The sequence below is a fragment of the Methylobacterium sp. 001424705 genome (genome assembly GCF_059816145.1).
In genome coordinates this window covers 23,934-45,369 of record NZ_JCBANU010000008.1, presented here as the reverse complement: position 1 = coordinate 45,369, position 21,436 = coordinate 23,934, and the positions used below count along the sequence as shown (strand labels likewise).

Annotated in this window: 21 protein-coding genes; 15 read left to right on the top strand and 6 right to left on the bottom strand. The window is 72.9% G+C overall.

The features are described 5' to 3' along the window. Positions 1 to 50: 50 nt before the first annotated feature. A complete protein-coding gene (locus AC6EUL_RS08390) occupies positions 51 to 1,007 on the bottom strand; it encodes a class I SAM-dependent methyltransferase (protein WP_056276354.1) in 957 nt (318 codons plus the stop codon). Positions 1,008 to 1,132: 125 nt separating this feature from the next. On the opposite strand from AC6EUL_RS08390, the gene hemH reads away from it, so the two are divergent. From hemH to AC6EUL_RS08340, 10 genes are all read left to right on the top strand, one after another. Next, a complete protein-coding gene (hemH, locus tag AC6EUL_RS08385) occupies positions 1,133 to 2,269 on the top strand; it encodes a ferrochelatase (protein ID WP_499869829.1) in 1,137 nt (378 codons plus the stop codon). A gap of 89 nt (positions 2,270 to 2,358) precedes the next feature. Continuing rightward, positions 2,359 to 3,549, top strand: coding sequence for an ATP phosphoribosyltransferase regulatory subunit (locus tag AC6EUL_RS08380; RefSeq protein ID WP_499869828.1), 1,191 nt, complete (start codon positions 2,359 to 2,361; stop codon positions 3,547 to 3,549). Further along, positions 3,542 to 4,522, top strand: a complete 981-nt coding sequence (gene hisG, locus AC6EUL_RS08375) for an ATP phosphoribosyltransferase (protein WP_056218509.1) — start codon at positions 3,542 to 3,544, stop codon at positions 4,520 to 4,522. The genes AC6EUL_RS08380 and hisG overlap by 8 nt, the downstream gene beginning before the upstream one ends. A gap of 97 nt (positions 4,523 to 4,619) precedes the next feature. After that, positions 4,620 to 5,054 (top strand): hypothetical protein, encoded by a 435-nt coding sequence (locus tag AC6EUL_RS08370; protein WP_499869827.1) that lies wholly within the window; start codon positions 4,620 to 4,622, stop codon positions 5,052 to 5,054. Between the two features lie 147 nt (positions 5,055 to 5,201). Beyond that, the gene (gene rlmN, locus AC6EUL_RS08365) at positions 5,202 to 6,491 is read left to right on the top strand and encodes a dual-specificity RNA methyltransferase RlmN (RefSeq protein ID WP_056276363.1); all 1,290 of its coding nucleotides are present in this window, start codon (positions 5,202 to 5,204) and stop codon (positions 6,489 to 6,491) included. 3 nt (positions 6,492 to 6,494) lie between these two features. Continuing rightward, entirely contained in the window at positions 6,495 to 7,007 is a 513-nt protein-coding gene (locus AC6EUL_RS08360) for a hypothetical protein (protein ID WP_499869826.1), read from the top strand. Between the two features lies 1 nt (position 7,008). After that, complete coding sequence (ggt, locus tag AC6EUL_RS08355) at positions 7,009 to 8,781, top strand: gamma-glutamyltransferase (protein ID WP_499869825.1); 1,773 nt, start codon at positions 7,009 to 7,011, stop codon at positions 8,779 to 8,781. Between the two features lie 100 nt (positions 8,782 to 8,881). Continuing rightward, positions 8,882 to 9,679, top strand: coding sequence for a lysophospholipid acyltransferase family protein (locus AC6EUL_RS08350; protein WP_499869824.1), 798 nt, complete (start codon positions 8,882 to 8,884; stop codon positions 9,677 to 9,679). A 124-nt stretch (positions 9,680 to 9,803) separates the two neighbouring features. Then, positions 9,804 to 10,250 carry a hypothetical protein gene (locus AC6EUL_RS08345; RefSeq protein WP_055946546.1) on the top strand — a complete coding sequence of 149 codons (447 nt, stop codon included), beginning with the start codon at positions 9,804 to 9,806 and terminating at the stop codon, positions 10,248 to 10,250. A gap of 162 nt (positions 10,251 to 10,412) precedes the next feature. Beyond that, positions 10,413 to 11,495 carry a DUF2125 domain-containing protein gene (locus AC6EUL_RS08340; RefSeq protein WP_499869823.1) on the top strand — a complete coding sequence of 361 codons (1,083 nt, stop codon included), beginning with the start codon at positions 10,413 to 10,415 and terminating at the stop codon, positions 11,493 to 11,495. Between the two features lie 26 nt (positions 11,496 to 11,521). Here the strand turns inward: AC6EUL_RS08340 and AC6EUL_RS08335 are convergent, their stop codons facing one another. The 3 genes from AC6EUL_RS08335 to AC6EUL_RS08325 form a co-directional block, all read right to left on the bottom strand. Then, entirely contained in the window at positions 11,522 to 12,454 is a 933-nt protein-coding gene (locus AC6EUL_RS08335) for a prephenate/arogenate dehydrogenase family protein (RefSeq protein ID WP_056219443.1), read from the bottom strand. A gap of 1 nt (position 12,455) precedes the next feature. After that, positions 12,456 to 13,604 (bottom strand): pyridoxal phosphate-dependent aminotransferase, encoded by a 1,149-nt coding sequence (locus tag AC6EUL_RS08330; RefSeq protein WP_499869822.1) that lies wholly within the window; start codon positions 13,602 to 13,604, stop codon positions 12,456 to 12,458. A gap of 144 nt (positions 13,605 to 13,748) precedes the next feature. After that, the gene (locus tag AC6EUL_RS08325; RefSeq protein ID WP_056218486.1) at positions 13,749 to 14,612 is read right to left on the bottom strand and encodes a chorismate mutase; all 864 of its coding nucleotides are present in this window, start codon (positions 14,610 to 14,612) and stop codon (positions 13,749 to 13,751) included. 323 nt (positions 14,613 to 14,935) lie between these two features. Here AC6EUL_RS08325 and metX point away from each other — a divergent pair, with 323 nt between their 5' ends. Both metX and metW read left to right on the top strand, forming a co-directional pair. After that, positions 14,936 to 16,141, top strand: coding sequence for a homoserine O-acetyltransferase MetX (gene metX, locus AC6EUL_RS08320; RefSeq protein ID WP_443189804.1), 1,206 nt, complete (start codon positions 14,936 to 14,938; stop codon positions 16,139 to 16,141). Continuing rightward, positions 16,138 to 16,845 carry a methionine biosynthesis protein MetW gene (gene metW, locus AC6EUL_RS08315; protein WP_082487441.1) on the top strand — a complete coding sequence of 236 codons (708 nt, stop codon included), beginning with the start codon at positions 16,138 to 16,140 and terminating at the stop codon, positions 16,843 to 16,845. The genes metX and metW overlap by 4 nt, the downstream gene beginning before the upstream one ends. 23 nt (positions 16,846 to 16,868) lie before the next feature. On the opposite strand, the gene AC6EUL_RS08310 is transcribed toward metW, so the two are convergent. Continuing rightward, positions 16,869 to 17,636: a methyltransferase domain-containing protein gene (locus AC6EUL_RS08310; RefSeq protein WP_499869821.1), complete on the bottom strand. Its 768-nt coding sequence runs from the start codon at positions 17,634 to 17,636 to the stop codon at positions 16,869 to 16,871. Between the two features lie 77 nt (positions 17,637 to 17,713). After that, complete coding sequence (locus AC6EUL_RS08305; RefSeq protein WP_499869820.1) at positions 17,714 to 18,952, bottom strand: amidase; 1,239 nt, start codon at positions 18,950 to 18,952, stop codon at positions 17,714 to 17,716. Positions 18,953 to 19,062: 110 nt separating this feature from the next. On the opposite strand from AC6EUL_RS08305, the gene AC6EUL_RS08300 reads away from it, so the two are divergent. The 3 genes from AC6EUL_RS08300 (at position 19,063) to AC6EUL_RS08290 (ending at position 21,396) form a co-directional block, all read left to right on the top strand. Next, positions 19,063 to 20,079 (top strand): extensin-like domain-containing protein, encoded by a 1,017-nt coding sequence (locus AC6EUL_RS08300; protein ID WP_056381806.1) that lies wholly within the window; start codon positions 19,063 to 19,065, stop codon positions 20,077 to 20,079. A gap of 151 nt (positions 20,080 to 20,230) precedes the next feature. Next, entirely contained in the window at positions 20,231 to 20,698 is a 468-nt protein-coding gene (locus tag AC6EUL_RS08295) for a hypothetical protein (RefSeq protein ID WP_499869819.1), read from the top strand. 62 nt (positions 20,699 to 20,760) lie between these two features. Beyond that, entirely contained in the window at positions 20,761 to 21,396 is a 636-nt protein-coding gene (locus tag AC6EUL_RS08290; protein ID WP_499869870.1) for a ribonuclease T2 family protein, read from the top strand. The last annotated feature ends 40 nt before the right edge of the window (positions 21,397 to 21,436 follow it).

The following is a 21,436-nucleotide window of genomic DNA, read 5'->3' as shown; positions in this document are numbered from 1 at the left end:
GACGCCGTTCACGAAGGGGCTACGACGGCCGCGACCCGCGCGCGGCCGCCTCAGCGGGAGACGAAGGTGTCGCGCACCGCCTTGGCGTTGCGGCGGACCATCGGCCAGAGCCAGGCGCCGGAGGCCAGGAAGACGGCGGGCGGCATCGGCTTCAGCGCCACGGCCAGGCGTTCGGCGAGGCCGGGATTGGCCAGGGCCGCGGGCGGGGCGTCGGTCTTGGCATAGACCACCGCGGTGTTCTCGCGCGGGTAGTCCGGATGCGGCACGAGACCGGCCCGGCGGGCGGTGAGGTCGAAGGTCTCGCGGACGAAGCCGTGGACATGGGCGAAGTGGAAGCGCTCGTGCGCCGGCTTGCCCGTGGTGGCCATGTCGGGCACGGCGGCGAAGAGCACGCCGTCCGGCTTCAGCCAGCGGGACAGGCGCTCCATCACGTCGGCAGGGTCGCGCAGGTGTTCCAGCACGTGCCGGGTGGTGACGACGTCGAAATACCCCTCGGGGAAGCGCGCATCCTCGTCGGCGTCGTCCAGCACCTCGACGCCGTGATGGGCGCGGGCGTAGTTGGCATAGTCCCGCCCCGGCTCGACGCCGATCGCCTCGCAGCCCTTCGCGCGGGCCTCGGCCAGGAACTCGCCCGACCCGGAACCGAAATCGAGCACGCGGGCGCCCGGCTTCAGCTTGGGCGCCAGGAGGCCGGCGCGGAAGGCGGCCTCGCGAGCGGAGCGCTTGAGGTGGACCCGCGGCGGGCCGCCCGCGAAGGCGAGCTGATAATCGGCCCGGTAGGCGCTGGCGTAGTAGTCCGCGAGCTCGGCCGGCGTCGGCATCGGGTCGGTGCGGATCAGGCCGCACTGGCGGCAGGCGATGGATTTCAGCGTCTTCAGCCGGCGGTCGCTCTCAGCCACCACCACGGACTCCGCGGAGCCGCAGAGATTGCAGGCGGTCGGCCCCCCCGTATAGGGATAACCCGTGAAGGGCATGAAGTGGTTGAGGAAGTACCGGGGAGACGGCATGTCGCGCCTTCATCCATCGTGTGGTCGCTGGAAGGCTCCGTGCTCTAGATAGATATCCCCAACGACACAACCTTTCTGAACCCGCCGCTCTCAAGCGCTCACCTCCAGGGCGATACGGAAACCCGATGAACGAACGCGTCGCACCGCCGCTCCCGCAGGACGGACTGTCGCTCCCGACCCAGACGGGCGGACCCGGAAGCGCTCCCGGACCGGTTCCGGGATCCGCCCCCGGACCCGCACCGGGACAAGCCTCCCTGCCGGCCGAGCATCCGCCGGTGCGCTGGGGCCGGGTCGGCGTCCTCCTGATGAATCTCGGGACGCCGGAGGGCACGAGCTACTGGCCGATGCGCCGCTACCTCAAGGAATTCCTCTCCGACCGCCGGGTGATCGAGGTGCCGCGCCTGATCTGGTGGCCGCTCCTCAACCTCGTCATCCTGACGAAGCGCCCGGGGCCGAAGGGCCGCGACTACGCCAGCGTGTGGAACAACGAGCGCGACGAGGGCCCCCTGAAGACGATCACCCGCGGCCAGGCCGAGCGCCTGCAGGTGGCCATGGGGGATTCGGTCGTGGTCGACTGGGCGATGCGCTACGGCAAGCCGGAGGTCTCCGTGCGGATCCAGGCCCTGCTCGACCAGGGCTGCGACCGCATCCTCCTGGTGCCGCTCTATCCGCAATACGCCGCCGCGACCTCGGCCACGGCCTGCGACCAGGCCTTCAAGGCCCTGATGCAGATGCGCTGGCAGCCGACGGTGCGCGTCTCGCCGCCCTATCACGACGACCCCGTCTACATCGACGCGATGGCGACCTCGATCCGCGAGGGCCTGGCCAAGCTCGACTTCGAGCCCGAGGTGATCCTGACCTCGTTCCACGGGGTGCCGAAGAGCTACCTCCTCAAGGGCGACCCCTATCATTGCCAGTGCGTGAAGACCGGGCGCCTGATCCGCGAGGCGCTGGGATTCTCGACGGAGAAGATGCGCACCACCTTCCAGTCGCGCTTCGGCAACGAGGAATGGCTGCGGCCCTACACCGACGAGACGGTGCAGACCCTCGCCAAGAGCGGCGTCAAGCGCATGGCGATCGTGGCGCCCGGCTTCACCGCCGACTGCCTCGAGACCCTGGAGGAGCTCGACGGCGAGAACCGGCACTACTTCGAGGACAATGGCGGCGAGCAGTTCGCCTACATCCCCTGCCTGAACGACAGCGACCTCGGCATGACGGTGATCGAGACCGTGGTCCGGCGCGAATTGCAGGGCTGGGTCTAGCGTTCCGGGCCGGACGGCAGCGCCGAAAGCCATCGCCAAGTGCAGGCCCGGTTGCTACTAGAGCCCGCGACGAGGCGGCAGGCGAGACGATGACGAGACCGGAGGCAGGCGGGGGCACCGCGGGCGAACGATCGCAGGAGCACCTGCGCCTGCTCGCCCATTTCCAGGAGGCTGGCTACGGCGCCGTGACGCCGCCTGTGCTGCAGCCGGTGGAGCCGTTCCTCGAACTGTCCGGCGAGGACATCCGCCGGCGCATCTTCGTGACCCAGGACGCCGCGGGCAGCGAGCTCTGCCTGCGCCCGGAATTCACGATTCCGGTCTGCCGCCACCACCTCGCGCATGCCCCGAAGTTTTCCGCGCCCAGGGACCCGCAGGGGGCCGACTACAGCTACCTCGGACCCGTCTTCCGGCTCGCCGGCGACGAGCCGGACGAGTTCCTCCAGGCCGGCATCGAGTCGGTCGGGCGCACCGACACGCCGGCCGCCGACGCGGAGGTGATCGGCCTCGCCCTCGAGGGCCTTGCCCTGCTCGGGCGCAGCGACGTCGCCGTCCGCCTCGGCGACATGGGTCTCGTCGACGCCCTGCTGGACGCCCTCAGCGTGCCGCCCACCGCCAAGCGCCGCACCCTGCGGGCGCTGGCCGCCGGCCGTTCCCTCGACGCGGTCACCAACGGCCTGCGCACGGAAGACCCCCATGCGGGTCTCCTCGCCGCGATCCAGGGCCAGGATCCGAAGGGGGTTCGCGCCTTCGTGGAGGACGTGCTGTCGATCGCGGGCATCTCGCGGGTCGGCGGCCGCAGCGCCGGCGAGATCGCCGAGCGCTTCCTCGCCAAGGCCTCCGCGCAGGCGAGTGGGGGTTCCGGACTCAACCCCGAGAACCGCGCGCTCATCGATCGCTATCGCGCCATCGAGGGCGATCCCGACAGCGCCGCCGCCGCGGTGCGGGCCCTGGTGCAGGAGGCCGGCCTCGACCATCCACCCCTCGACGCGGCCCTCGACCTGTTCGAGGAGCGCACCGGCTTCATGGCCGCCCGCGGCCTGGCCGTGGAGAACTTCCGCTTCTCCGGCGGCTTCGCCCGCAACCTCGACTACTATACCGGCTTCATCTTCGAAGGCACGGCGCCCGATGCGCCGAAGCTGCCCCTGGTGGGCGGCGGCCGCTACGACGGCCTGCTCCAGCACCTCGGGAGCCCCGTGCCCGTGCCTGCCGTCGGTTGCGCCGTCTGGCTCTCGCGGGTCGTCGCGGACGCCCCCACCGCGAAGGACGCGACCGTTGGCTGAACCGGATTCCCTCGTCCTCGCGGTTCCCTCCAAGGGCCGGCTGCAGGAGAACGCCGCCGCCTTCTTCGCCCGGGCCGGCCTCAAGCTCGCCCAGAACACCGGCGCGCGCGACTACCGCGGAAAGCTCGTGGGCGTGCCCGGCGTCGAGGTGCGCTACCTCTCGGCTTCCGAGATCGCGGCCCAGCTCGCCAGCGGGGCGGCCCATCTCGGCATCACCGGCGAGGACCTGATCCGCGAGTCGCTGCCCGACGCCCGCGGCCAGGTCGAGCTGCTGACGCCCCTCGGCTTCGGCCAGGCCACCGTGGTGGTCGCCGTGCCCCAGGCCTGGATCGACGTCCGCGCCATGAGCGACCTCGACGAGGTCGCCGCCGAGATGCGGGTCCGCCACGGCAAGCGCCTGCGCATCGCCACGAAGTATATCAACCTCACCCGCCGCTTCTTCGCCGAGCACGGCGTGGCGGATTACCGCATCGTCGAGAGCCTGGGCGCCACCGAGGGGGCGCCGGCGGCGGGTTCGGCCGAGATCATCGTCGACATCACCACCACGGGGGCGACGCTGGCCGCCAACGCCCTGAAGATCCTGGAGGACGGGATCATCCTGCGCTCGGAGGCGAACCTCGTCGCCTCCCTGAACGCTCCCTGGGGCGAGCCCCAGCGCCGGGCCCTGCGCGCCGTCCTCGGCCGCATCCAGGCGGAGGAGCGCGCCCGCACCACCCGCGAGGTCCGCGCCGCCATGCCCGACGACGGCGACATCGATCTCGCCGGCATCGCCGCCCTGCACGACGCGGCCCTGCCCTACGGCGCGCCCGAGGGCCGCGGCGAGATGGTGCTGCACTGCCCCGTCGATGCCGTGTTTGACCTCGCCGACGCCCTGGTGAAGGCCGGGGCGGGCGCCGTGAACGTGCGCAAGATCGACTATGCCTTCACGCCGGACAATCCGCTGATGGACCGGCTGCTGAGCCGGCTCGGCTGAGACTCGCGGTGGGGCCGGCGTTTGACGCGTCGCGCCCGGGGCCTATCTCAGCGCGCAAGCGGAGCGCGAAGCCTCCGCGCCTGAGGAAACCCCACGCATGTTCGCTCGTCTCCCGCAGGCCGCAGGCCGCGTCGCTTGCCTCGCCACCAGTCTCGCCCTGCCGCTCGCCGCGCAGGCCCAGATCCGCAACGCGCCCGCGCCGCGGGCCCTGGAATTCGCCGCCTACATCTTCGCCGCCGCCAATGTCTGCGGCTACCGCATCGGCACGGAGGAGTTCGACGCCCTCCTCGAGAAGCAGAACGTGCGCGCCGCCGACGTCAGCCCCCGCGGACCGTTCGGCGGGCGGGTGCAGACCATGTTCGCCCTGATGTCGAACCAGATGCAGCTCAACCGCGAGACGGCCTGCATCGCGGTCGCGGGGGAGTACGGTCCCGAGGGCAGCATCAGCAAGAACGTTCTCCTGCCCGCCCCGCCCGCCGCCGGCGCCTCCCCGGGCCAGGCCAAGCCCGGCGAGGTCAAGCCGGCACAGTAAGGGCCCGCCGGCCGGGCGGCGCGCGCCGGCCGGCCCTGGGGACCGGTCCGGGACGAGGCCCGAGGCCGGGACACCCGCCCGCATTCGCGTTTTCGAGCCGAATCCCCTATATCGGACCCATCCCAAGTCTGAAGGTTCATCCAGATCATGGCGACGGCGTCGTTCGACACCGCCCGGCGCGACGCGAGCGCCGTCCCCGCAATCGAGAAGCTGCCCGAGTTCGAGCCGCAGGCGGCCCCTCTCGGGCGCGCCTCCCTCGTGGGGCTCACCCGCGAGCAGCTGAAGGCCCGGCTCGGCGCCATCGGCGTCTCCGAGCGCGAGCAGCGCATGCGCTCGGGCCAGATCTGGCACTGGCTCAACGTGCGCGGCGCCAAGGCCTTCGACGAGATGACCAATGTGGGCAAGGGCCTGAAGGGCCAGCTCGCCGAGGCCTACACCCTCGACCGGCCCGAGGTGGTCACCGAGCAGGTGTCCCGCGACGGCACGCGCAAGTGGCTCATGCGCATGGCCCCCACGGGCAAGCACGACCACAACCGCGGCGCCGAGATCGAGTGCGTCTACATCCCGGGGCGCGGGCGCGGCACCCTCTGCGTCTCGAGCCAGGTCGGCTGCACCCTCACATGCTCGTTCTGCCACACCGGCACGCAGCGCCTCGTGCGCAACCTGACGGCGGCCGAGATCACCGCGCAGCTCGTCGTCGCCCGCGACCACCTCAACGACTGGGCCGGCCAGAATCCGACCGCCCCCGGCGCCGACGAGACCCGGCGCAAGGTCACCAACATCGTCTTCATGGGCATGGGCGAGCCCCTCTACAATCTCGACAACGTCGTCGACGCCGTCGGCGTGATGGCCGACCAGGAGGGCCTTGGCCTCTCCCGCCGGCGCATCACCGTCTCGACCTCCGGCGTGGTGCCGCAGATGCAGCGCCTCGGCGACGAGGCCCACGCCATGCTGGCGATCTCCCTGCACGCGGTGCGCGACGACCTCCGCGACACCCTCGTGCCCCTGAACCGCAAGTACCCCCTGGCCGAGCTGCTGGCCGCCTGCCGGTCCTATCCCGGCCTGAACAACGCCCGCCGCATCACCTTCGAGTACGTGATGCTGAAGGGCGTGAACGACAGCGACGCCGACGCGCGCGAGCTGGTGCGCCTGCTCAAGGGCATCCCGGCCAAGATCAACCTGATCCCGTTCAATCCCTGGCCGGGCAGCGCCTACGAATGCTCGGACTGGGACCGCATCGAACAGTTCTCGGACATCATCTACGAAGCCGGCTACGCCTCACCCGTGCGCACCCCGCGCGGTCGCGACATCCTGGCCGCCTGTGGCCAGCTGAAGAGCGAGACCGAGAAGCTGCGGGCCCGGGCCCGGATGATGCTGGAGGACGGCATCGGCGCCGAGGGCGTCTATGCGGGCGCCGACGACGGCGACGAAGACTGAGGGGTGCGTCTCCTCGGCGACCTGTTCATCGCGAGCCTCGCCCTGGTCCTGGCGATCCCCTGCGGGGCGGCCGTGCTGGGCCTCGGCGCGATGCTCGACCCGGCCACCAGCGAGACCCTGTCCCGCCTCGGCCTCGTCGGGCTGTTCTCCGGATTGACCGACCTCGCCTCCGGGATCGGTCCCGAGACCCTGCTGTTCGCGCTCGCCGCCATCGCCCGCGCGCTGTTCGTGCTCCTGGTGGTGCCGCCGGTCCTGGTGGCCGTCCTCGGGGCGGTCCTGGGCTGGCGCGCCGCCAGCTGGTACGGCGCCGGGACCGGTCTCCTCACCGCCGCCGTGCCCTGGCTCGCCCGCGGCCTGTCGCGCACCGGGGCGAGCGCCGAGACCCTGGCGCTGGAGGGGCGCATCACCGCGGTGCTGTTCCTCACCGGCGCGGCGTCGGGCCTCGTCTACTGGTTGATCGCGGGGCGCCATCGCGGCGCGCCCATCCTCCCGCCCCGCGACAACGGACGCGCCTGACATGCGGCTGACCTCCTCGCGCATCGCCCACGCCCTGGTTCTGGCCGGCACGGTCCTGTCCGCCACGGGGCCGGGTCTCGCGCAAGGGGGGCCCGGCCCCGCCTCGGCCCTGCCGGAGCCGCCGCCGATCCAGTCCGACGACGCTCGCCTGCTGCCGGTGCTCGGCGCCCACGGCATGGTCGCCTCGCAGGAGGCGCGGGCCACCCGCGTCGGCGTCGCGATCCTGCGCGCCGGCGGCAACGCCATCGACGCCGCCGTGGCGGTCGGCTTCGCCCTGGCCGTGACCCTGCCGCGGGCCGGCAACCTCGGCGGCGGCGGCTTCATGATGATCCACCGGGCGGAGGGCGACGAGACGATCGCCCTCGATTACCGCGAGACCGCCCCGGCCGCTGCCCGCTCCGACATGTTCCTCGACCCCCGGGGCGAGCCCGACCGCGCCGCTTCCACCCGCACCGGCAAGGCGGTGGGCGTGCCCGGCACCGTGCGGGGTCTGGCCGAGGCGCACCGCCTCTACGGCTCGGGCCGCTTCACCCTGGCCGACCTGATCGCCCCGGCCGAGAAACTCGCCCGCGAGGGCATCCCGGTGGAGTCGGGCCTCGCGGACTCGCTGCCCCGCGCCGCCGGCCTGCTCGGCCGCTGGCCGTCTTCGCGAAAAATCTTCTTTGCCGGCGATAGACCCCTGGAGCGCGGTGAACGGCTGGTCCAGACCGATCTCGCCGACACCCTCGCGGCCATCGCGACATCCGGCCCCGACGCCTTCCACTCGGGCCCCATCGCGGAGCGCATCGCCGCCGCCGTGCGGGCCGCGGGCGGGGTGATGACGGCCGAGGACCTTGCCGCCTATCGCCCGGTGCTCCGCGAGCCCGTGCGCGGCACCTATCGGGGCTACGCCATCGCGTCGATGCCGCCGCCGAGCTCCGGCGGCATCCACCTCGTCGAGATCCTGAACGTGCTGGAGGGCTTCGACCTCGCCCGCATGGGGGCGGGCAGCGCCGATGCCCTCCACACCCTGGCCGAGGCGATGAAGCCGGCCTATGCCGACCGGGCGACCTGGCTCGGCGACCCCGCCCGCACCCAGGTGCCGATGGAGGGCCTGATCGCCAAGCCCTACGCGGCGCGCCTGCGGGCCGGGATCGATCCCGCCCGCGCCCGGCCCGCCGCCGAGGTGAAGGCGGGCGATCCCCTTCCCTTCGAATCCGACCAGACCACCCATTTCTCCGTGGTGGACAGGGCCGGCAACGCGGTCTCGAACACCACCACCCTGAACTTCTCCTACGGGCTCGGCCTCGTGGCGGAGGGCACCGGCGTGCTCCTGAACAACGAGATGGACGATTTCTCCGCCAAGCCCGGCGCCCGCAACGCCTACGGCCTCGTCGGCAGCGTCGCCAACGCGGTCTCGCCCGGGGCCCGGCCCCTCTCCTCGATGACCCCCGCCTTCGTCTTCCGCGACGGCCGGCTCGTCCTGGTGACGGGCAGCCCCGGCGGCAGCCGCATCATCTCGACGGTGCTGCAGGTCATCGTCAACGTGCTCGACTTCCGCATGAACCTGGCCGAGGCCGTGGCCGCGCCGCGCATCCACCACCAGTGGCAGCCGGACGTGCTGATGGCCGAGGAAGGCCTCTCCCCCGACACCCTGGCCCTGCTCAGGGCCCGCGGTCACACGGTCCGGGTCGGGGCGACCTCCGGCTCGGCCAATTCGGTGCAGGCCGCCGACGGGCTGCTGGCGGGCGCCGCCGATCCGCGCCAGCGCGGCACCCTGGCGGAGGGGGACTGAGGGGGCGGATAATCCCGCGCTCGGATGGTCTGGGACGAGATCGCACGCTACACGGGAGTCGGGCCGCGCCCTGTTCCGGGCTGTCTCCTCCAGGTTCCCGATGCTCCTCGTCCGCTCCCTCGCGTTCAACCTCGCCTTCTACGTCGCTACGACCCTCATCGCGATCGGTGGGCTGCCGACCCTCGTCTCCCGGCGCGGGGTCATCCGGCTGGCCCAGCTGTGGGGCCGCGTCACCCTGTGGCTCCTGCGGGTGGTGGGCGGCATCACGGTGGAGTTCCGGGGCGTCGAGAACATCCCGTCCGGCCCCCTCCTGGTGGCGGCCAAGCACCAGTCGGCCCTGGAGACCCTGGCCCTCGTCACCGCCTTCCCGGACTTCACCTACATCCTCAAGCGCGAGCTGCTCTGGATCCCGCTGATCGGGTGGTTCCTCTCGCGCTCCGGCATGGTCGCCATCGACCGCAGCAAGGGGGCCCGGGCGATGACCGCCATGAACGAGGCCGCCGCCCGGGCCATCCGGGACGGGCGTCAGCTCATCATCTTCCCCGAAGGCACCCGCCGCCCGCCCGGCGCGCCCCCCGCCTACAAGCTCGGCATCACCCACCTGTACGCCGCCCTCGGCGTGCCCTGCCTGCCCGTCGCCCTGAACACGGGCCTGCACTGGCCTCGCCGCCGCCTGGTCCGCCGGCCCGGCACTGCGGTGATCGAGTTCCTCGCTCCGATCGCGCCGGGCCTGGACCGGGCCCGCTTCCTCGAGGTGGTCCAGGGCCGGATCGAGTCCGCTTCGGACGCGCTGCTGGCCGCCGGCCGGAACGAGCTCGCGGCCGCCGGGCACGCGATTCCGAATGCCGTCCCGGCCTCTCCGGCCAAGGCCCGGCGGAACGGATCGCCCGTCGCCTGAGGGGGTCGCCGGGGCCGGGTTGCCCCTGTGTACGACTTGTGGATAACTTCCGTCATCCCCATCTCATTGGAGGCCGGGGCGTCGTCCTTGACGCCAACGAACCGTTAAGATTAATGTGGAACAAATGGCGAACAAGAGAGCCCTGTCCTGGTCGGCCGCCCTGCGCGACCTGAAGGACGATCGAGCACGGAGACAGGAAGTGCGCGAGGAACGCCTGAGGACGACGGCCGGCCTGCGCGGGACCCCCGCCCTGGTGCTCAGCGCCTGGCGCGGCCGGTCCGGCCGCCGCTACGTGGTCGGAATCCATGAGCTGGCCGAGCCCGAGCTCGACGACATGGGCGAGGCCGTGGTGATGGCGGTGCGCCGCGACGCCTCGGGCGTCGGCGAACTCGTCTCGGTGGCCTCCGCCGGGCAGAGCCCGCGGGAACGCCTGCACCGGAACTGGATCGCCCGGGCCCGGCACAAGGGCGCGACCGAGATGCATGTCCACCGGCTGGCCGAGGACGAGGCCGAGCGCGAGGCCATCGTGGCCGATCTCGGGAGCGAGCAGAAGGCCGACGCCGCGAACTGATCGCGGCGGAGCGGTCGCTCCGCTGACGTCACGGCTTCGCGTTTTGCAGCGCCCGTGGGGCCCTGCCATGCTTTCGCCGCCGAGACCCTGCCAAGCCTTGCATCCGGGCTGCCCCGACGATGGCCGCAGGCCCGTGACGCGAGCGCAGGATACCGACACGCGATGGCGCAGAGCCCGACCCCGACCCGTCCCCTCTCGCGCAAGGGGCTGTTCCTCCCCTACATTCTCCTCGCCACCCTCGTGATCGCCTGGTCGCTCGGGTGGTTCTACATCCGCCACCGGGCCGCCTCCGAGATGGATGGCTGGATCGCGCAGGAAGCGGCCGCGGGCCGGACCTGGACCTGCGCCGACCGCAGCATCACCGGCTATCCCTTCCGCATCGAGCTGCGCTGCGCCTCCCTGGCCTTCAGCCGCTCCGACAGCCGCTTCACCCTCGGGCCGGTCACGGCGGTGACCCAGGTCTACCAGCCGCGCCAGGGCATCCTCGAGGTCGGCGGGCCGTTCCACGTCGAGCAGGGCGACCTCACGGCGGATGCGACCTGGACCTCCCTGGAGGGCAGCTTCCATGGCGCCTCCGACGGCTTCGTGCGTGCCTCCGTGGTGGCCAACGGCGCCAAGGGCGTGGTGCGCGGCGCCGGTCCCGAGCCGATCGCGTTCGACACCCAGCACCTCGAGCTCCACGCCCGTCCGACCCCGGGCCGCTTCGAATCGGAGGGGTCCATCGACACCAGCCTGCGGGCGAACCGGATTCGCCTGCCGCTGGTCGACGCGGCGCTGGGCAATGCCGACCCGGCCGACCTCGCCCTCGACGCCACCGTGAGCCGCGCCACGGCCCTCGGCACCGGCACCGTGGCCAAGGAGCTGGAGGACTGGCGCCAGGCCGGCGGCGGCCTCGACATCGCGCTGCTGTCCCTGGCCAAGGGCGAGCGCCGGCTCCAGGCCAAGGGCCGCCTCGACCTCGACGCCGCGCACCGGCTCCAGGGCCAGCTCGACCTGCGCGCGGCCGGCGTCGAGGCCCTGGTCGGCCAGGTCATGGGCCAGCGCTTCGGCGCCGAGAAGGGCGCGCTGATCGGCAGCCTCGTCGGCCAGCTCCTCGGGCGTCGCAGCCAGGCCAGTCCCGAGGCCGGCGTCGCGGCCCCGGCCGACGATGCCCTCAAGCCCCTGCCGCCCCTGCGCCTCGCCGAGGGCCGCCTGATGCTCGGCCCGTTCCCGATCCCCAACGTGCAGCTGCCGCCGCTCTACTGAGCGACCGCCCGCGCGGGGGACGCGCCTCAGGCCGCGGGGTCGCTCGGGCGCCCGCGGCCGAAATCGGCCTCGGCCGTCTCCTGGCCCATGGCGACGATGCCCCGGCGGATGGCGCGGGTGCGGGTGAAGAGGTCGTGCAGGGCCTCGCCGTCGCCCCAGCGGATCGCCCGGGCCAGGGCCGCGAGGTCCTCGTTGAAGCGCCCCAGCATCTCCAGCACCGCGTCCTTGTTGGTCAGGAACACGTCCCGCCACATGGTCGGGTCGGAGGCGGCGATGCGGGTGAAGTCGCGAAAGCCGCCGGCCGAGAACTTGATCACCTCGGACTGGGTCACGGCCTCGAGGTCGGCGGCGGTGCCGACGATGTTGTAGGCGATGAGGTGCGGTACGTGGCTGGTGATGGCCAGGACGAGGTCGTGATGCTCCGGCGTCATCGTCTCGACGATGGCGCGCAGGCCTTCCCAGAAGGCCTGGACCCGCGCTGTCGCGGCTGGGTCGGTGTCCTCGGCCGGAGTGAGGATGCACCAGCGTCCGGAGAACAGGGTCGAGAATCCGGCATCCGGCCCCGAATACTCGGTGCCGGCCACGGGGTGCGCCGGCACGAAATGCACGCCGGCGGGCAGGTGCGGCGTGACGGCCGCCACCACCGAGGCCTTGACCGAGCCGACATCCGACACGATGGCTCCCGGCTTCAGGGCCGGACCCAGGATCTCGGCCACCGCGCCGACGGCGCCCACCGGTACGCACAGGATGACGAGATCGGCCCCCGCCACGCCCGCGGCGAGGTCGTCCGTGGCCGTGTCCGCGAGGCCGAGCGCCCGCACCCGCTCCAGCACCGCGGCGTCGCGGTCGAGGGCGACGATGCGCCGGGCGAGGCCGAACTGCCGGGCGCCCCGGGCGATCGAGGAGCCGATCAGCCCGAGGCCGACGATGGCCAGGGTCTCCAGGGGGGGCGCGTCGATCTCAGCCACGGGTCTCGCCCCGCACGAAGGCGGTCAGGGCGTCGAGGAAGGCGGTGTTCGCCTCCTCGCCGCCGACGGTGACGCGCAGGGCGTGGGGCAACCCATAGGACGAGACCCGCCGGGTGATGACGCCCCGGGCGGAGAGGAACGCGTCGGCCTCGGCGGCCGTCCGGCCCGGCGCGTCGGGGAAGTGGACGAGGATGAAGTTCGCGACGCTCGGCGTCACGGTCAGCCCGAGCCCCTGCACCGCCCCCGTCATCGTGGCGAGCCAGGTGTCGTTGTGGGCGACGGCGGCGGCCACGTGGACGTCGTCCGCGATGGCGGCCGCCCCGGCGGCGATGCCCGCCCCCGACAGGTTGAAGGGTCCCCGGATGCGGTTGACGGCGTCGACCACTTCCGACGGGCCGACCATCCAGCCGATGCGGAGCGCCGCCAGCCCGTGGATCTTCGAGAAGGTCCGGGTCATCACGACGTTGTTGGCCTCGAGCGCGAGGTCGAGGCCGGCGCTGTAGTCGTTCGCCCGCACGTATTCCGCGTAGGCGCCGTCGAGGACGAGGAGGACGTGGGGCGGCAGGCCCGCATGCAGGCGCCGGATCTCGTCGAAGGGCAGGTAGGTGCCCGTCGGGTTGTTGGGGTTGGCGAGGTAGACGATCCGGGTGTGCGGCGTGACGGCGGCCAGCAGCGCGTCGACGTCGGCGCGCAGGTCGCGCTCGGGCACCACCACGGGGGTGCCGCCGGCGGCCAGGATGGCGATCCGGTAGACCAGGAAGCCGTGCTCGGTGAAGATCCCCTCGTCGCCGGCCCCGAGATACGCGTAGGCCAGGAAGGACAGGAGCTCGTCCGAGCCCGCGCCGCAGACGATCCGCGCCGGGTCGAGGCCGTAACGGGCGGCGATCGCCTCGCGCAGCGCCCGGGACGTGCCCTCCGGGTAGAGTTCGAGCTTGGCGGCTTCCGCCCGCATCGCCGCCACCGCCTTCGGGCTCGGGCCCAGCGGGGTCTCGTTCGAGGAGAGCTTGTGCACCTTGGCATGGCCGGGCGCCCCGCTCTTGCCGGGCACGTAGGCCTCGATGGCGAGGACGCCGGGGCGGGGCACCGGGCGCGAGGGAGCGACGGGGGCGGAGGCGGAGGACGGGGACATGGACGAGGACATGGACGAGGACCTGGCGGCCGCCGGTGGATCGGCGAAGCGCCCGTCTAACAAAGCTGGCCCGGCTTTGCGAGCGGGCCCCGTGCCTCCGGCCCGCGTCCCTCGGACCCGCATGCCTCAGATCCGCGTCCCTCAGACGCGCATGCCTCAGACCCGGAAGCGGGCGGCGTGGCTGCCGATCTCGTCGAGGGTCTCGGGGGCGGCGCCGGCCCGGGTCAGGGCCTCGTGCAGCTGCCGGGCGCTGACCCCGCCGGGGACGGCGAGGAGCAGGCCGTGCCCGTCCGGCCCGGCTGCGCGGGCGACGACCTCGCCGTAGAGGTCCTGCAGGGCGCGCGCGGCCTCCGGCTCCCAGGCGGCGACGCGGGTGGCATGGAGGACCCAGTCGCGCTGGGCCGCCGCCGGATCGTCCAGCGGGTTCGAGACCACGAAGACCGGGGTGCCGGCCGGGTGGGTGGGCCGCTCGATGAAGGGCAGGCGCGCGATGACCTTGGGCCGGCCGGCGCCCACGAGCCCTTCCCACCAAGGCGCGGCGTCGGTGGTGGCGCCCGAGCCGTCGGGGTCGAGGCGGAAGATGCCGAGGTCGCCGCGGGAGGCGGCCACCGCCTCGATCACCGCGAGGCAGGTGGGGTGGGGCCGGTAGGGCACCGTGAAGCCGAAATGGAAGCGGGCGGAATCGCGCATCGGCGCATCCCCGCCCGAGATGTCCGCATGGACCGAGAACGGCGCCTGCACGTAGGTGAAGGTGGCGATGATGACCCGCCAGATCCCCTCCACGGTGTCGAGGGGCAGGAGCCCGCGATGGCGCTCGGCGACGCGCCGCATCATCGAGGCCTCGCGTCCGGGCCGGAAGGCCGAGCCGCTGGCCGAGGTGCGCTTGACCGCGATCAGCCGGTCGATGATCGACCCGCGCTGGATCAGCAGGGCGTGCATCTCGGCGTCGATCCGATCGATCTCGGCGCGCAGGTCGCCGAGGTTGTCGAGGGGCGGCGCGGGTCTCGTCGTGAAGCGCATCGGGGGCTCGCGAGGGTGCGGTGGGGACGATCGGGGGAGCCGGCGCCGGGGTCTCGCCTCCCGGGCGCCACCGCCCCGGTCTACGATCGCGCGCGCCGAAGGGCCAGAGCCGTTTGCCCGGAACCGGCGCGACCGGGCGGTTGTGAAACCGTGGGCGGGCCCCAAGCGCGGTGCGTGGCCCTTTCGTTGACGCGTGAGGGAGCGCACACTACCTCAACGCCTCACGACGCATGGTCTTCTCTCCGGATGGCACGCCGAGCCGTCCCTTCCGTCCCGCCCGGACCGACGCGCCGTCTCCTCCAACCCGTTTCATGACCATGTCGCTGGATACCGCCCTCAAGCCAGGCACGCCCGAAGACGAATCGGTGCGCGCCGACGCGCCGGGCGCCGAGCTGTCCCAGGCCCGCGAGCCCAAGGGCCTCGTGGCGCAGTTCGGCCTGGACGAGCCCCTGGCGATGGATGCCGGCGTGCAGCTCGCACCGTTCCAGATCGCCTACCAGACGGCGGGCACCCTCAACGCGGACCGCTCCAACGCCGTCCTGATCTGCCACGCGCTCACGGGCGACCAGCACTTCGCCCACACCCATCCGGTGACGGGCAAGCGCGGCTGGTGGGAGACCCTGGTGGGGCCGGGCAAGCCCGTGGACACCGACCGCTACTTCGTCGTCTGCTCGAACGTCATCGGCTCGTGCATGGGCTCCACCGGCCCGGCCTCGACCGACCCGGCCACGGGCCGGGCCTACGGCCTCGACTTCCCCCTCGTGACCATCCGCGACATGGTCCGGGCCCAGGCCATGCTGCTCGACCGGCTCGGCATCCGCGACCTGTTCCTCTGCATCGGCGGCTCCATGGGCGGCATGCAGGTGCTGCAATGGGCCGCGAGCTACCCCGAGCGGGTCTTCGCCGCGATGCCGATCGCCACCGGGCCCCGCCACTCCGCGCAGAACATCGCCTTCCACGAGGTCGGCCGGCAGGCGATCATGGCCGATCCCGCCTGGGCTGAGGGGCGCTACCTCGAGGCCGGCACCCGGCCGGCCAAGGGCCTCGGCGTCGCCCGCATGGGCGCGCACATTACCTACCTGTCGGAGCCGGCCCTGCACCGCAAGTTCGGCCGCCGCTTCCAGGGCGGTTCGGCACCGACCTTCTCGTTCAACGCCGACTTCCAGATCGAGAGCTACCTGCGCCACCAGGGCCTCAGCTTCGTCGAGCGCTTCGACGCCAACGCCTATCTCTACCTCACCCGGGCGATGGACTATTTCGACCTCGCCGCCGACCAGGGTGGAGTGCTGGCCAAGGCCTTCCGGGGCACGAAGACCCGGTTCTGTGTGATCTCCTTCACCTCCGACTGGCTGTTCCCAACCTCCGAATCCCGCGCCATCGTCCACGCCCTGAACGCGGCCTCGGCCCCGGTCGCCTTCGTGGAGGTCGAGAGCGACAAGGGCCACGACGCCTTCCTCCTCGACGAGCCGGCGATGTTCGCCGCCGCACGCGGCTACATCGACGCCGCTGCCCGGGCCCGCGGCCTGTGACGGGATCGGAGAGGTTCGCGCACCGGCCCTGGGAGGCGGCGGAGACGCTGCCGCGCGAGGAGGCCGGCAGCACCCGCGTCGACCACCTCGTGGTGCTCGACCTCGTGCCGGCGAACGCCCGGGTCCTCGACATCGGCTGCGGCGACGGCGCCTTGCTCGCCCTGCTGCGAGACCGGCGCGGCGTGGACGGACGCGGCATCGAGCTGTCGCGGGAGGGCGTGAACGCCTGCCTCGCCCGGGGCCTGCCGGTGATCCAGGGGGACGCCGACACCGATCTGGCGAACTATCCCGACGACGCCTTCGACGTGGTCGTCCTGTCTCAGACCATCCAGGCGACGCGCAACCCGCGCATCGTGCTGGAGCACCTCCTGCGCATCGGCCGGCAGGTGATCATCTCCTTCCCGAATTTCGGCCATTGGCGGGTGCGCTCGGAACTCGCCCTGCGGGGTCGCATGCCGGTCACGGCCCTGATGCCCGAGGAATGGTACGAGACCCAGAACATCCATCACTGCACGATCCGCGACTTCGTCGGCCTGTGCCGGACCGTGAACGCCGAGATCGAGAAGGCCACCGCCCTCGATGCCAGGGGCCGGCCGATGCGCTTCGCGATGCCCTGGTGGGTCTGGAACCTGATGGGCGCGCAGGGCGTGTTCCTGCTGCGGCGGGGCGGCGGCCCGGGCGGCGACACCCAACCCGCGGCCTAAGCCGCTGTTGCACGTGAAAACCCTTAACCCTGTCGCGCGCGCCGGATGAGCAGCGTCGCGACCTCGTAGGTGACCTGCGCGCCCCCCGCCTCGAAGCCCCGCAGCACCCGCCGCATCGTGCCCGGCGCGAGGGTCCGCGCGGCGCCGGGCGTCCCGGCGCCGATGGCGCGCAGGGAACCCAGGAAGGCCCGGCCGTCGGCATGGGCCTCGACCACGGGCTCGGCGGAGACCGCGAGGGTGCAGCCCGGACAGGCCAGCGCGGCGAGGTCCGACAAGGCCGGATAGACGGGCGTCGCCGCCTCCAGGCCCAGAGCCGCATGCGCCGCCCGCCACTCGGCGAAGGTGCCCGCGCCCAGCGTCGCCACTGCCAGCAGGCCGCCGGGGGCCAGCAGCGCGGCGAGGCGCGCCAGGGTTCCGGGAAGGTCCTCGAACCATTGCGCCGCGAGGCTCGAGGCGATGAGGTCGAAGCCGGGCGCGCAGGCCGGCCGCTCGGCATCCATGACGACGAAGCGCAGGTCCGCGGTTCCGGCGAGGCGGGCGCGGCAGCGCTGCACCATGGCGGGGGCGAGGTCCGAGGCCACGAGAACGCCCCCCGGCAGGCGCCGGCGCAGATGCGCGGTCAGCAGGCCGGTGCCGCAGCCGACCTCGAGGGTGCGCGGCGCCTGTGCCAGGGGCTCGGCCCCGATGCGCCGGGCCAGGCGCTCCGCCACCACGGCCTGGATCGCCGCCGCGCCGTCATAGCCCTCGGCCCCGTCGAAGGCCCGGGCCACGGCCTGTTTCCAGGAATGCATCGGGGCGATCGTCTGTAATACGGACAGGGGCGAGGGGCAGTCGTCGTTCTATCTCGTCGGCTTGCGGCGTCGGGGCGCTACACCGACAGGGCTTGCTCGATCATCCGTGCCACGGCGAGCGCCCGGCCATCGTCGCCGAAGCGGGCGACGACCTGAACGCCCAGGGGCAGGCCGTCCCCGGGGACCGGGACGGTGACGCAGGGCACGCCCATCAGGGTCCAGAGGCGGTTGAAGCGCGCGTCGCCCGTGGTGCCGAGGCCGGCCGGCGCCCGGCCCGGGGCCGACAGGGTCAGGATCGCGTCGAAATCTCCGAAGAGGTCCTTCAACGCGCGCCGGGCCCGGTGCGCGGCGCGGCGCGCCGCGTCGTACTGAGCGGCGACGAGATCCTGGGCCGCATCGAGCTGCGCGCCGAGTTCCGGGCTGAGCTGCGCCCGGTGGTGGGCGTATTCCCAGGCCAGCGCCTGGCGTGCCTCGTAGTCCTGGATGACGGGGTGCTGCACCCAGGCCTCCGGCAGCGGGGCCGGCAGGACGAGGTCGACGACCCGGGCGCCGGCGGCCTCGGCCGCGCGGGCGGCCCGGTGCAGGGCGGCGAGGGCGTCCGGGTCGGGCGCGTCGGCGAAGCCCTGGAGGCAGAGGCCGAGGCGCGGAGCCTGGGGGGCCGCGTCCAGGTCGAGGTCGAGGGCGGGCCGGTCGGCGATCAGGCTCAGGCACTGGGCGACGTCGCGGATGCCGGCGCCGAACAGGCCGACGGTGTCCAGCGCCCAGGAGAAGGTCTTCACGCCCACCGTCGGCAGGAGCCGGAAGGACGGCTTGATCGCCGCCACCCCGCAGAAGGCCGCCGGCCGGATCACGGAGCCGCCGGTCTGGGTACCGAGCGCGAGGGGCACCATCCCGGCGGCGACGGCCGCGGCCGACCCCGCCGAGGAGCCGCCGGGCGTGTGGCCGGGGTCGCGCGGGTTCACCGTGGCGGTGGGATCGTGGCTGGCGAAGGGGGAGGTGCTGGTCTTGACCAGGGGCACGGCGCCGAGCGCCCGCAGACGCGCCACGATGGCGGCATCCGCCCTGGGCTGCCAGCCGGCATAGATCGGAGACCCCATCTGCGTCGGCAGGTCGGCGGTGTCGATGATGTCCTTGACCCCGACCGCGATGCCCGCCAGCGGCCCGGAGCCGGCGATCGCCGGGGCGGGATTTCGGCTGACGATCGCCCCGATGCCGGGGTCGCGGGCCGCGATGGCGGCCTCGGCGAGACGGATGGCGCCGGCGGGGTCGAGGGTGCCGGCGGCGATACGGGTGCGGAGATCGACGAGGGACAGCATGGGGGCTTGGTCCGGCCTCGGCCGCCTCCTGTCAACACCCGTCCACAGGGACGCCGCCCGCACCGCATCGTTGACGCAACGTTTACGGAACCCGGCGCATCGTCCGCGTCATGTGGCGTAGCGTATTCGCGTTCTCGGCCCTGACGCTGTTCGGCGCGGGCCTCACCGGCTGTGCACTCAACAAGTTTGAGCAGCGCGAGCCGTGGCGTGACCAGACCGAGCAGGCCTGCAACGCCAAGCGCCTGGTGGAGACGACGGAGTTCGTCACCCCCGTCAAGGAGATCAGCGGGCCGGGCGTCTGCGGCATGCTGCAGCCCTATCGCGTCACCCGCCTGGGCAAGGGGACCGTCGCCCTGAAGCAGCGGGTGACCCTGGCCTGCCCGGCGCTGACCGAGGCCGAGGCCTGGCTCGCCGACACGATCCAGCCGGCCGCGAACCTGTATTTCGGCCAGCCCGTGGCCGAGATCAACGCCGGCACCTATGCCTGCCGCGGCCGCAACAACCAGGCCGGCGCCAAGCTCTCCGAGCATTCCTTCGGCAATGCCGTCGACATCATGTCGTTCAAGCTCGCCGACGGCTACGTCATCACCGTGAAGGGCGGCTGGCGCGGCACCGAGGCCGAGCAGGGCTTCCTGCGCGAGGTCTTCCTCGGGGCCTGCGCCCGGTTCTCCACCGTGCTGGCGCCGGGCTCGAACGTCTTCCACTACGACCACATCCACGTCGACCTCGCCCGGCACGACCCGCGCGGCCTGCGCCGCATCTGCCAGCCGCTGATCAAGTTCACGCCGCAGCTCGGCGCCGACGGCGTGCCGCGCGCCACGGCCCGGCCCCGTCCGCCCGAGCGCCTGCCCGCCCCGCCCCAGGCCCCGATCGACGTGGAGGAGGACGATCCCTACGGCGTCGCCCCGATGTCGGCGCGCCAACCCGCGAAGGTTCCGGCCGCGCAGCTCGCCCACGGCCCGGCCCCCGTTCGTCCGACCACTCCGCCGGTGGCCTACGCCGCCGCGCCGCGGGGTCCGGTGCCGCGCGCCCCGGCGCCCCGGGTCGCGGCCGCCCTCCCCCCGGAGGATTTCGCCGCCGAGCCGCTCTCGCTCGCGGCCCCCGGCCTCGCCGAACCGATCTACTGACGGGCGCGCTGGTCCCGCATCCGGGGTGTGCCCGGCGCACCCCAGGGTCCGCGGAAAGCGACGGCGCGGCCGGCTGCCTGCTTGACAGGGCGGGCCGAGCCGCCATCGTTCGGGTCAGCTTCACGGACTCCAGCGGAACAAAGACGCCGGCATGCGCCCGAATCCCCTCTGCACCGCCCTCGCCCTCGGCCTCGTCCTGGCGGGCGCCCTCCAGCCGGCGCTCGCCCGCTCCGGCCGCGAGGAGATCACCCCCGCCGAGGAGCGCGAATTCAACTACGACGCCGACATCCCCGGCTGCCAGGCCCCCGAGGTGCTGGAGCGGCTCTCGACGCACTTCGCCGAGAAGGAGGCGAAGTTCTGGAACTCGTCCCTGACCATCCTGCGCTACGAGCACATCGAGCGCACGGCCTGGCGCCCCTGGGGCCTCGACTACGTCCCGCGCCGCTTCTGCAGCGCCGTGGCCACCACCTCGGACGGCGTCCGCCGCAAGGTCGACTACTCGGTGCGCGACGGGCTCGGGATCATCGGCGCCGACTGGGGCATCGAGTTCTGCGTCCACGGCCTGGATCGCAACCTCGCCTACGCCTATTCCTCGGCCTGCCGCGAAGCCCGTCCGTGAGCCCTGCCGCCGGGCACCGGTCGCGCGCACGCGGCACCCTGGCGGGCCTGACCCTGGCGCTGATGGCGTCGGGCGGACCGGCGTCGCCGGCGATGGCGCAGGGTTTCGAGCGCGGCGGCACGCCGGGCACGTTCGACTTCTACGTCCTGGCCTTGTCCTGGTCGCCGACCTACTGCGAGGGGCCCGGCGCCCGGCGCGAGGCGCAGGGCCAGTGCCGGCCGGGACGCGGCCTCGGCTTCGTCGTCCACGGGCTCTGGCCGCAATACACCCGCGGCTACCCGTCCAACTGTTCCTCCGTCGAGCGGTCGCCCACCCGCCAGGCGATCGCGGTGGCGGGCGAGGTCTACCCGAGCGAGGGCCTCGCCCGGCACGAGTGGCGCACCCACGGCACCTGCTCGGGTCTCGACGCGGTCTCCTACTTCCAGGCGGCCCGCGACGCCCGGGCGGCGGTGACCCTTCCGGACGCCTTCAAGGCCCCCGAGCGCGACACCCGGATGGCGCCGATCGACATCGCCCGGCAGTTCGTGGCGGCCAACCGGGGCCTGCGTCCCGACATGATGTCGGTCACCTGCCGGGGCGGCCAGCTCCAGGAGGTGCGGATCTGCTTTGCCAAGGACCTGCGCGGCTTCACCCCCTGCCCCGAGGTGGCGCGCCAGAATTGCCGTGCCGACGCGGTCGCCATCGACGCCGCGCGGTAGATGATGCCGCGATCCCACCCCGGCCCGGAGCGCCGGGGGG

Excerpts from the sequence above, each read along its gene's own strand:
- AC6EUL_RS08390 (WP_056276354.1), bottom strand. The coding sequence starts at position 1,007 with ATGCCGTCTCCCCGGTACTTCCTCAACCACTTCATGCCCTTCACGGGT.
- hemH (WP_499869829.1), top strand. The coding sequence starts at position 1,133 with ATGAACGAACGCGTCGCACCGCCGCTCCCGCAGGACGGACTGTCGCTC.
- AC6EUL_RS08380 (WP_499869828.1), top strand. The coding sequence starts at position 2,359 with ATGACGAGACCGGAGGCAGGCGGGGGCACCGCGGGCGAACGATCGCAG.
- AC6EUL_RS08370 (WP_499869827.1), top strand. The coding sequence starts at position 4,620 with ATGTTCGCTCGTCTCCCGCAGGCCGCAGGCCGCGTCGCTTGCCTCGCC.
- rlmN (WP_056276363.1), top strand. The coding sequence starts at position 5,202 with ATGGCGACGGCGTCGTTCGACACCGCCCGGCGCGACGCGAGCGCCGTC.
- ggt (WP_499869825.1), top strand. The coding sequence starts at position 7,009 with ATGCGGCTGACCTCCTCGCGCATCGCCCACGCCCTGGTTCTGGCCGGC.
- AC6EUL_RS08350 (WP_499869824.1), top strand. The coding sequence starts at position 8,882 with ATGCTCCTCGTCCGCTCCCTCGCGTTCAACCTCGCCTTCTACGTCGCT.
- AC6EUL_RS08345 (WP_055946546.1), top strand. The coding sequence starts at position 9,804 with ATGGCGAACAAGAGAGCCCTGTCCTGGTCGGCCGCCCTGCGCGACCTG.
- AC6EUL_RS08340 (WP_499869823.1), top strand. The coding sequence starts at position 10,413 with ATGGCGCAGAGCCCGACCCCGACCCGTCCCCTCTCGCGCAAGGGGCTG.
- AC6EUL_RS08330 (WP_499869822.1), bottom strand. The coding sequence starts at position 13,604 with ATGTCCTCGTCCATGTCCCCGTCCTCCGCCTCCGCCCCCGTCGCTCCC.
- AC6EUL_RS08325 (WP_056218486.1), bottom strand. The coding sequence starts at position 14,612 with ATGCGCTTCACGACGAGACCCGCGCCGCCCCTCGACAACCTCGGCGAC.
- AC6EUL_RS08310 (WP_499869821.1), bottom strand. The coding sequence starts at position 17,636 with ATGCATTCCTGGAAACAGGCCGTGGCCCGGGCCTTCGACGGGGCCGAG.
- AC6EUL_RS08305 (WP_499869820.1), bottom strand. The coding sequence starts at position 18,952 with ATGCTGTCCCTCGTCGATCTCCGCACCCGTATCGCCGCCGGCACCCTC.
- AC6EUL_RS08300 (WP_056381806.1), top strand. The coding sequence starts at position 19,063 with ATGTGGCGTAGCGTATTCGCGTTCTCGGCCCTGACGCTGTTCGGCGCG.
- AC6EUL_RS08295 (WP_499869819.1), top strand. The coding sequence starts at position 20,231 with ATGCGCCCGAATCCCCTCTGCACCGCCCTCGCCCTCGGCCTCGTCCTG.
- AC6EUL_RS08290 (WP_499869870.1), top strand. The coding sequence starts at position 20,761 with ATGGCGTCGGGCGGACCGGCGTCGCCGGCGATGGCGCAGGGTTTCGAG.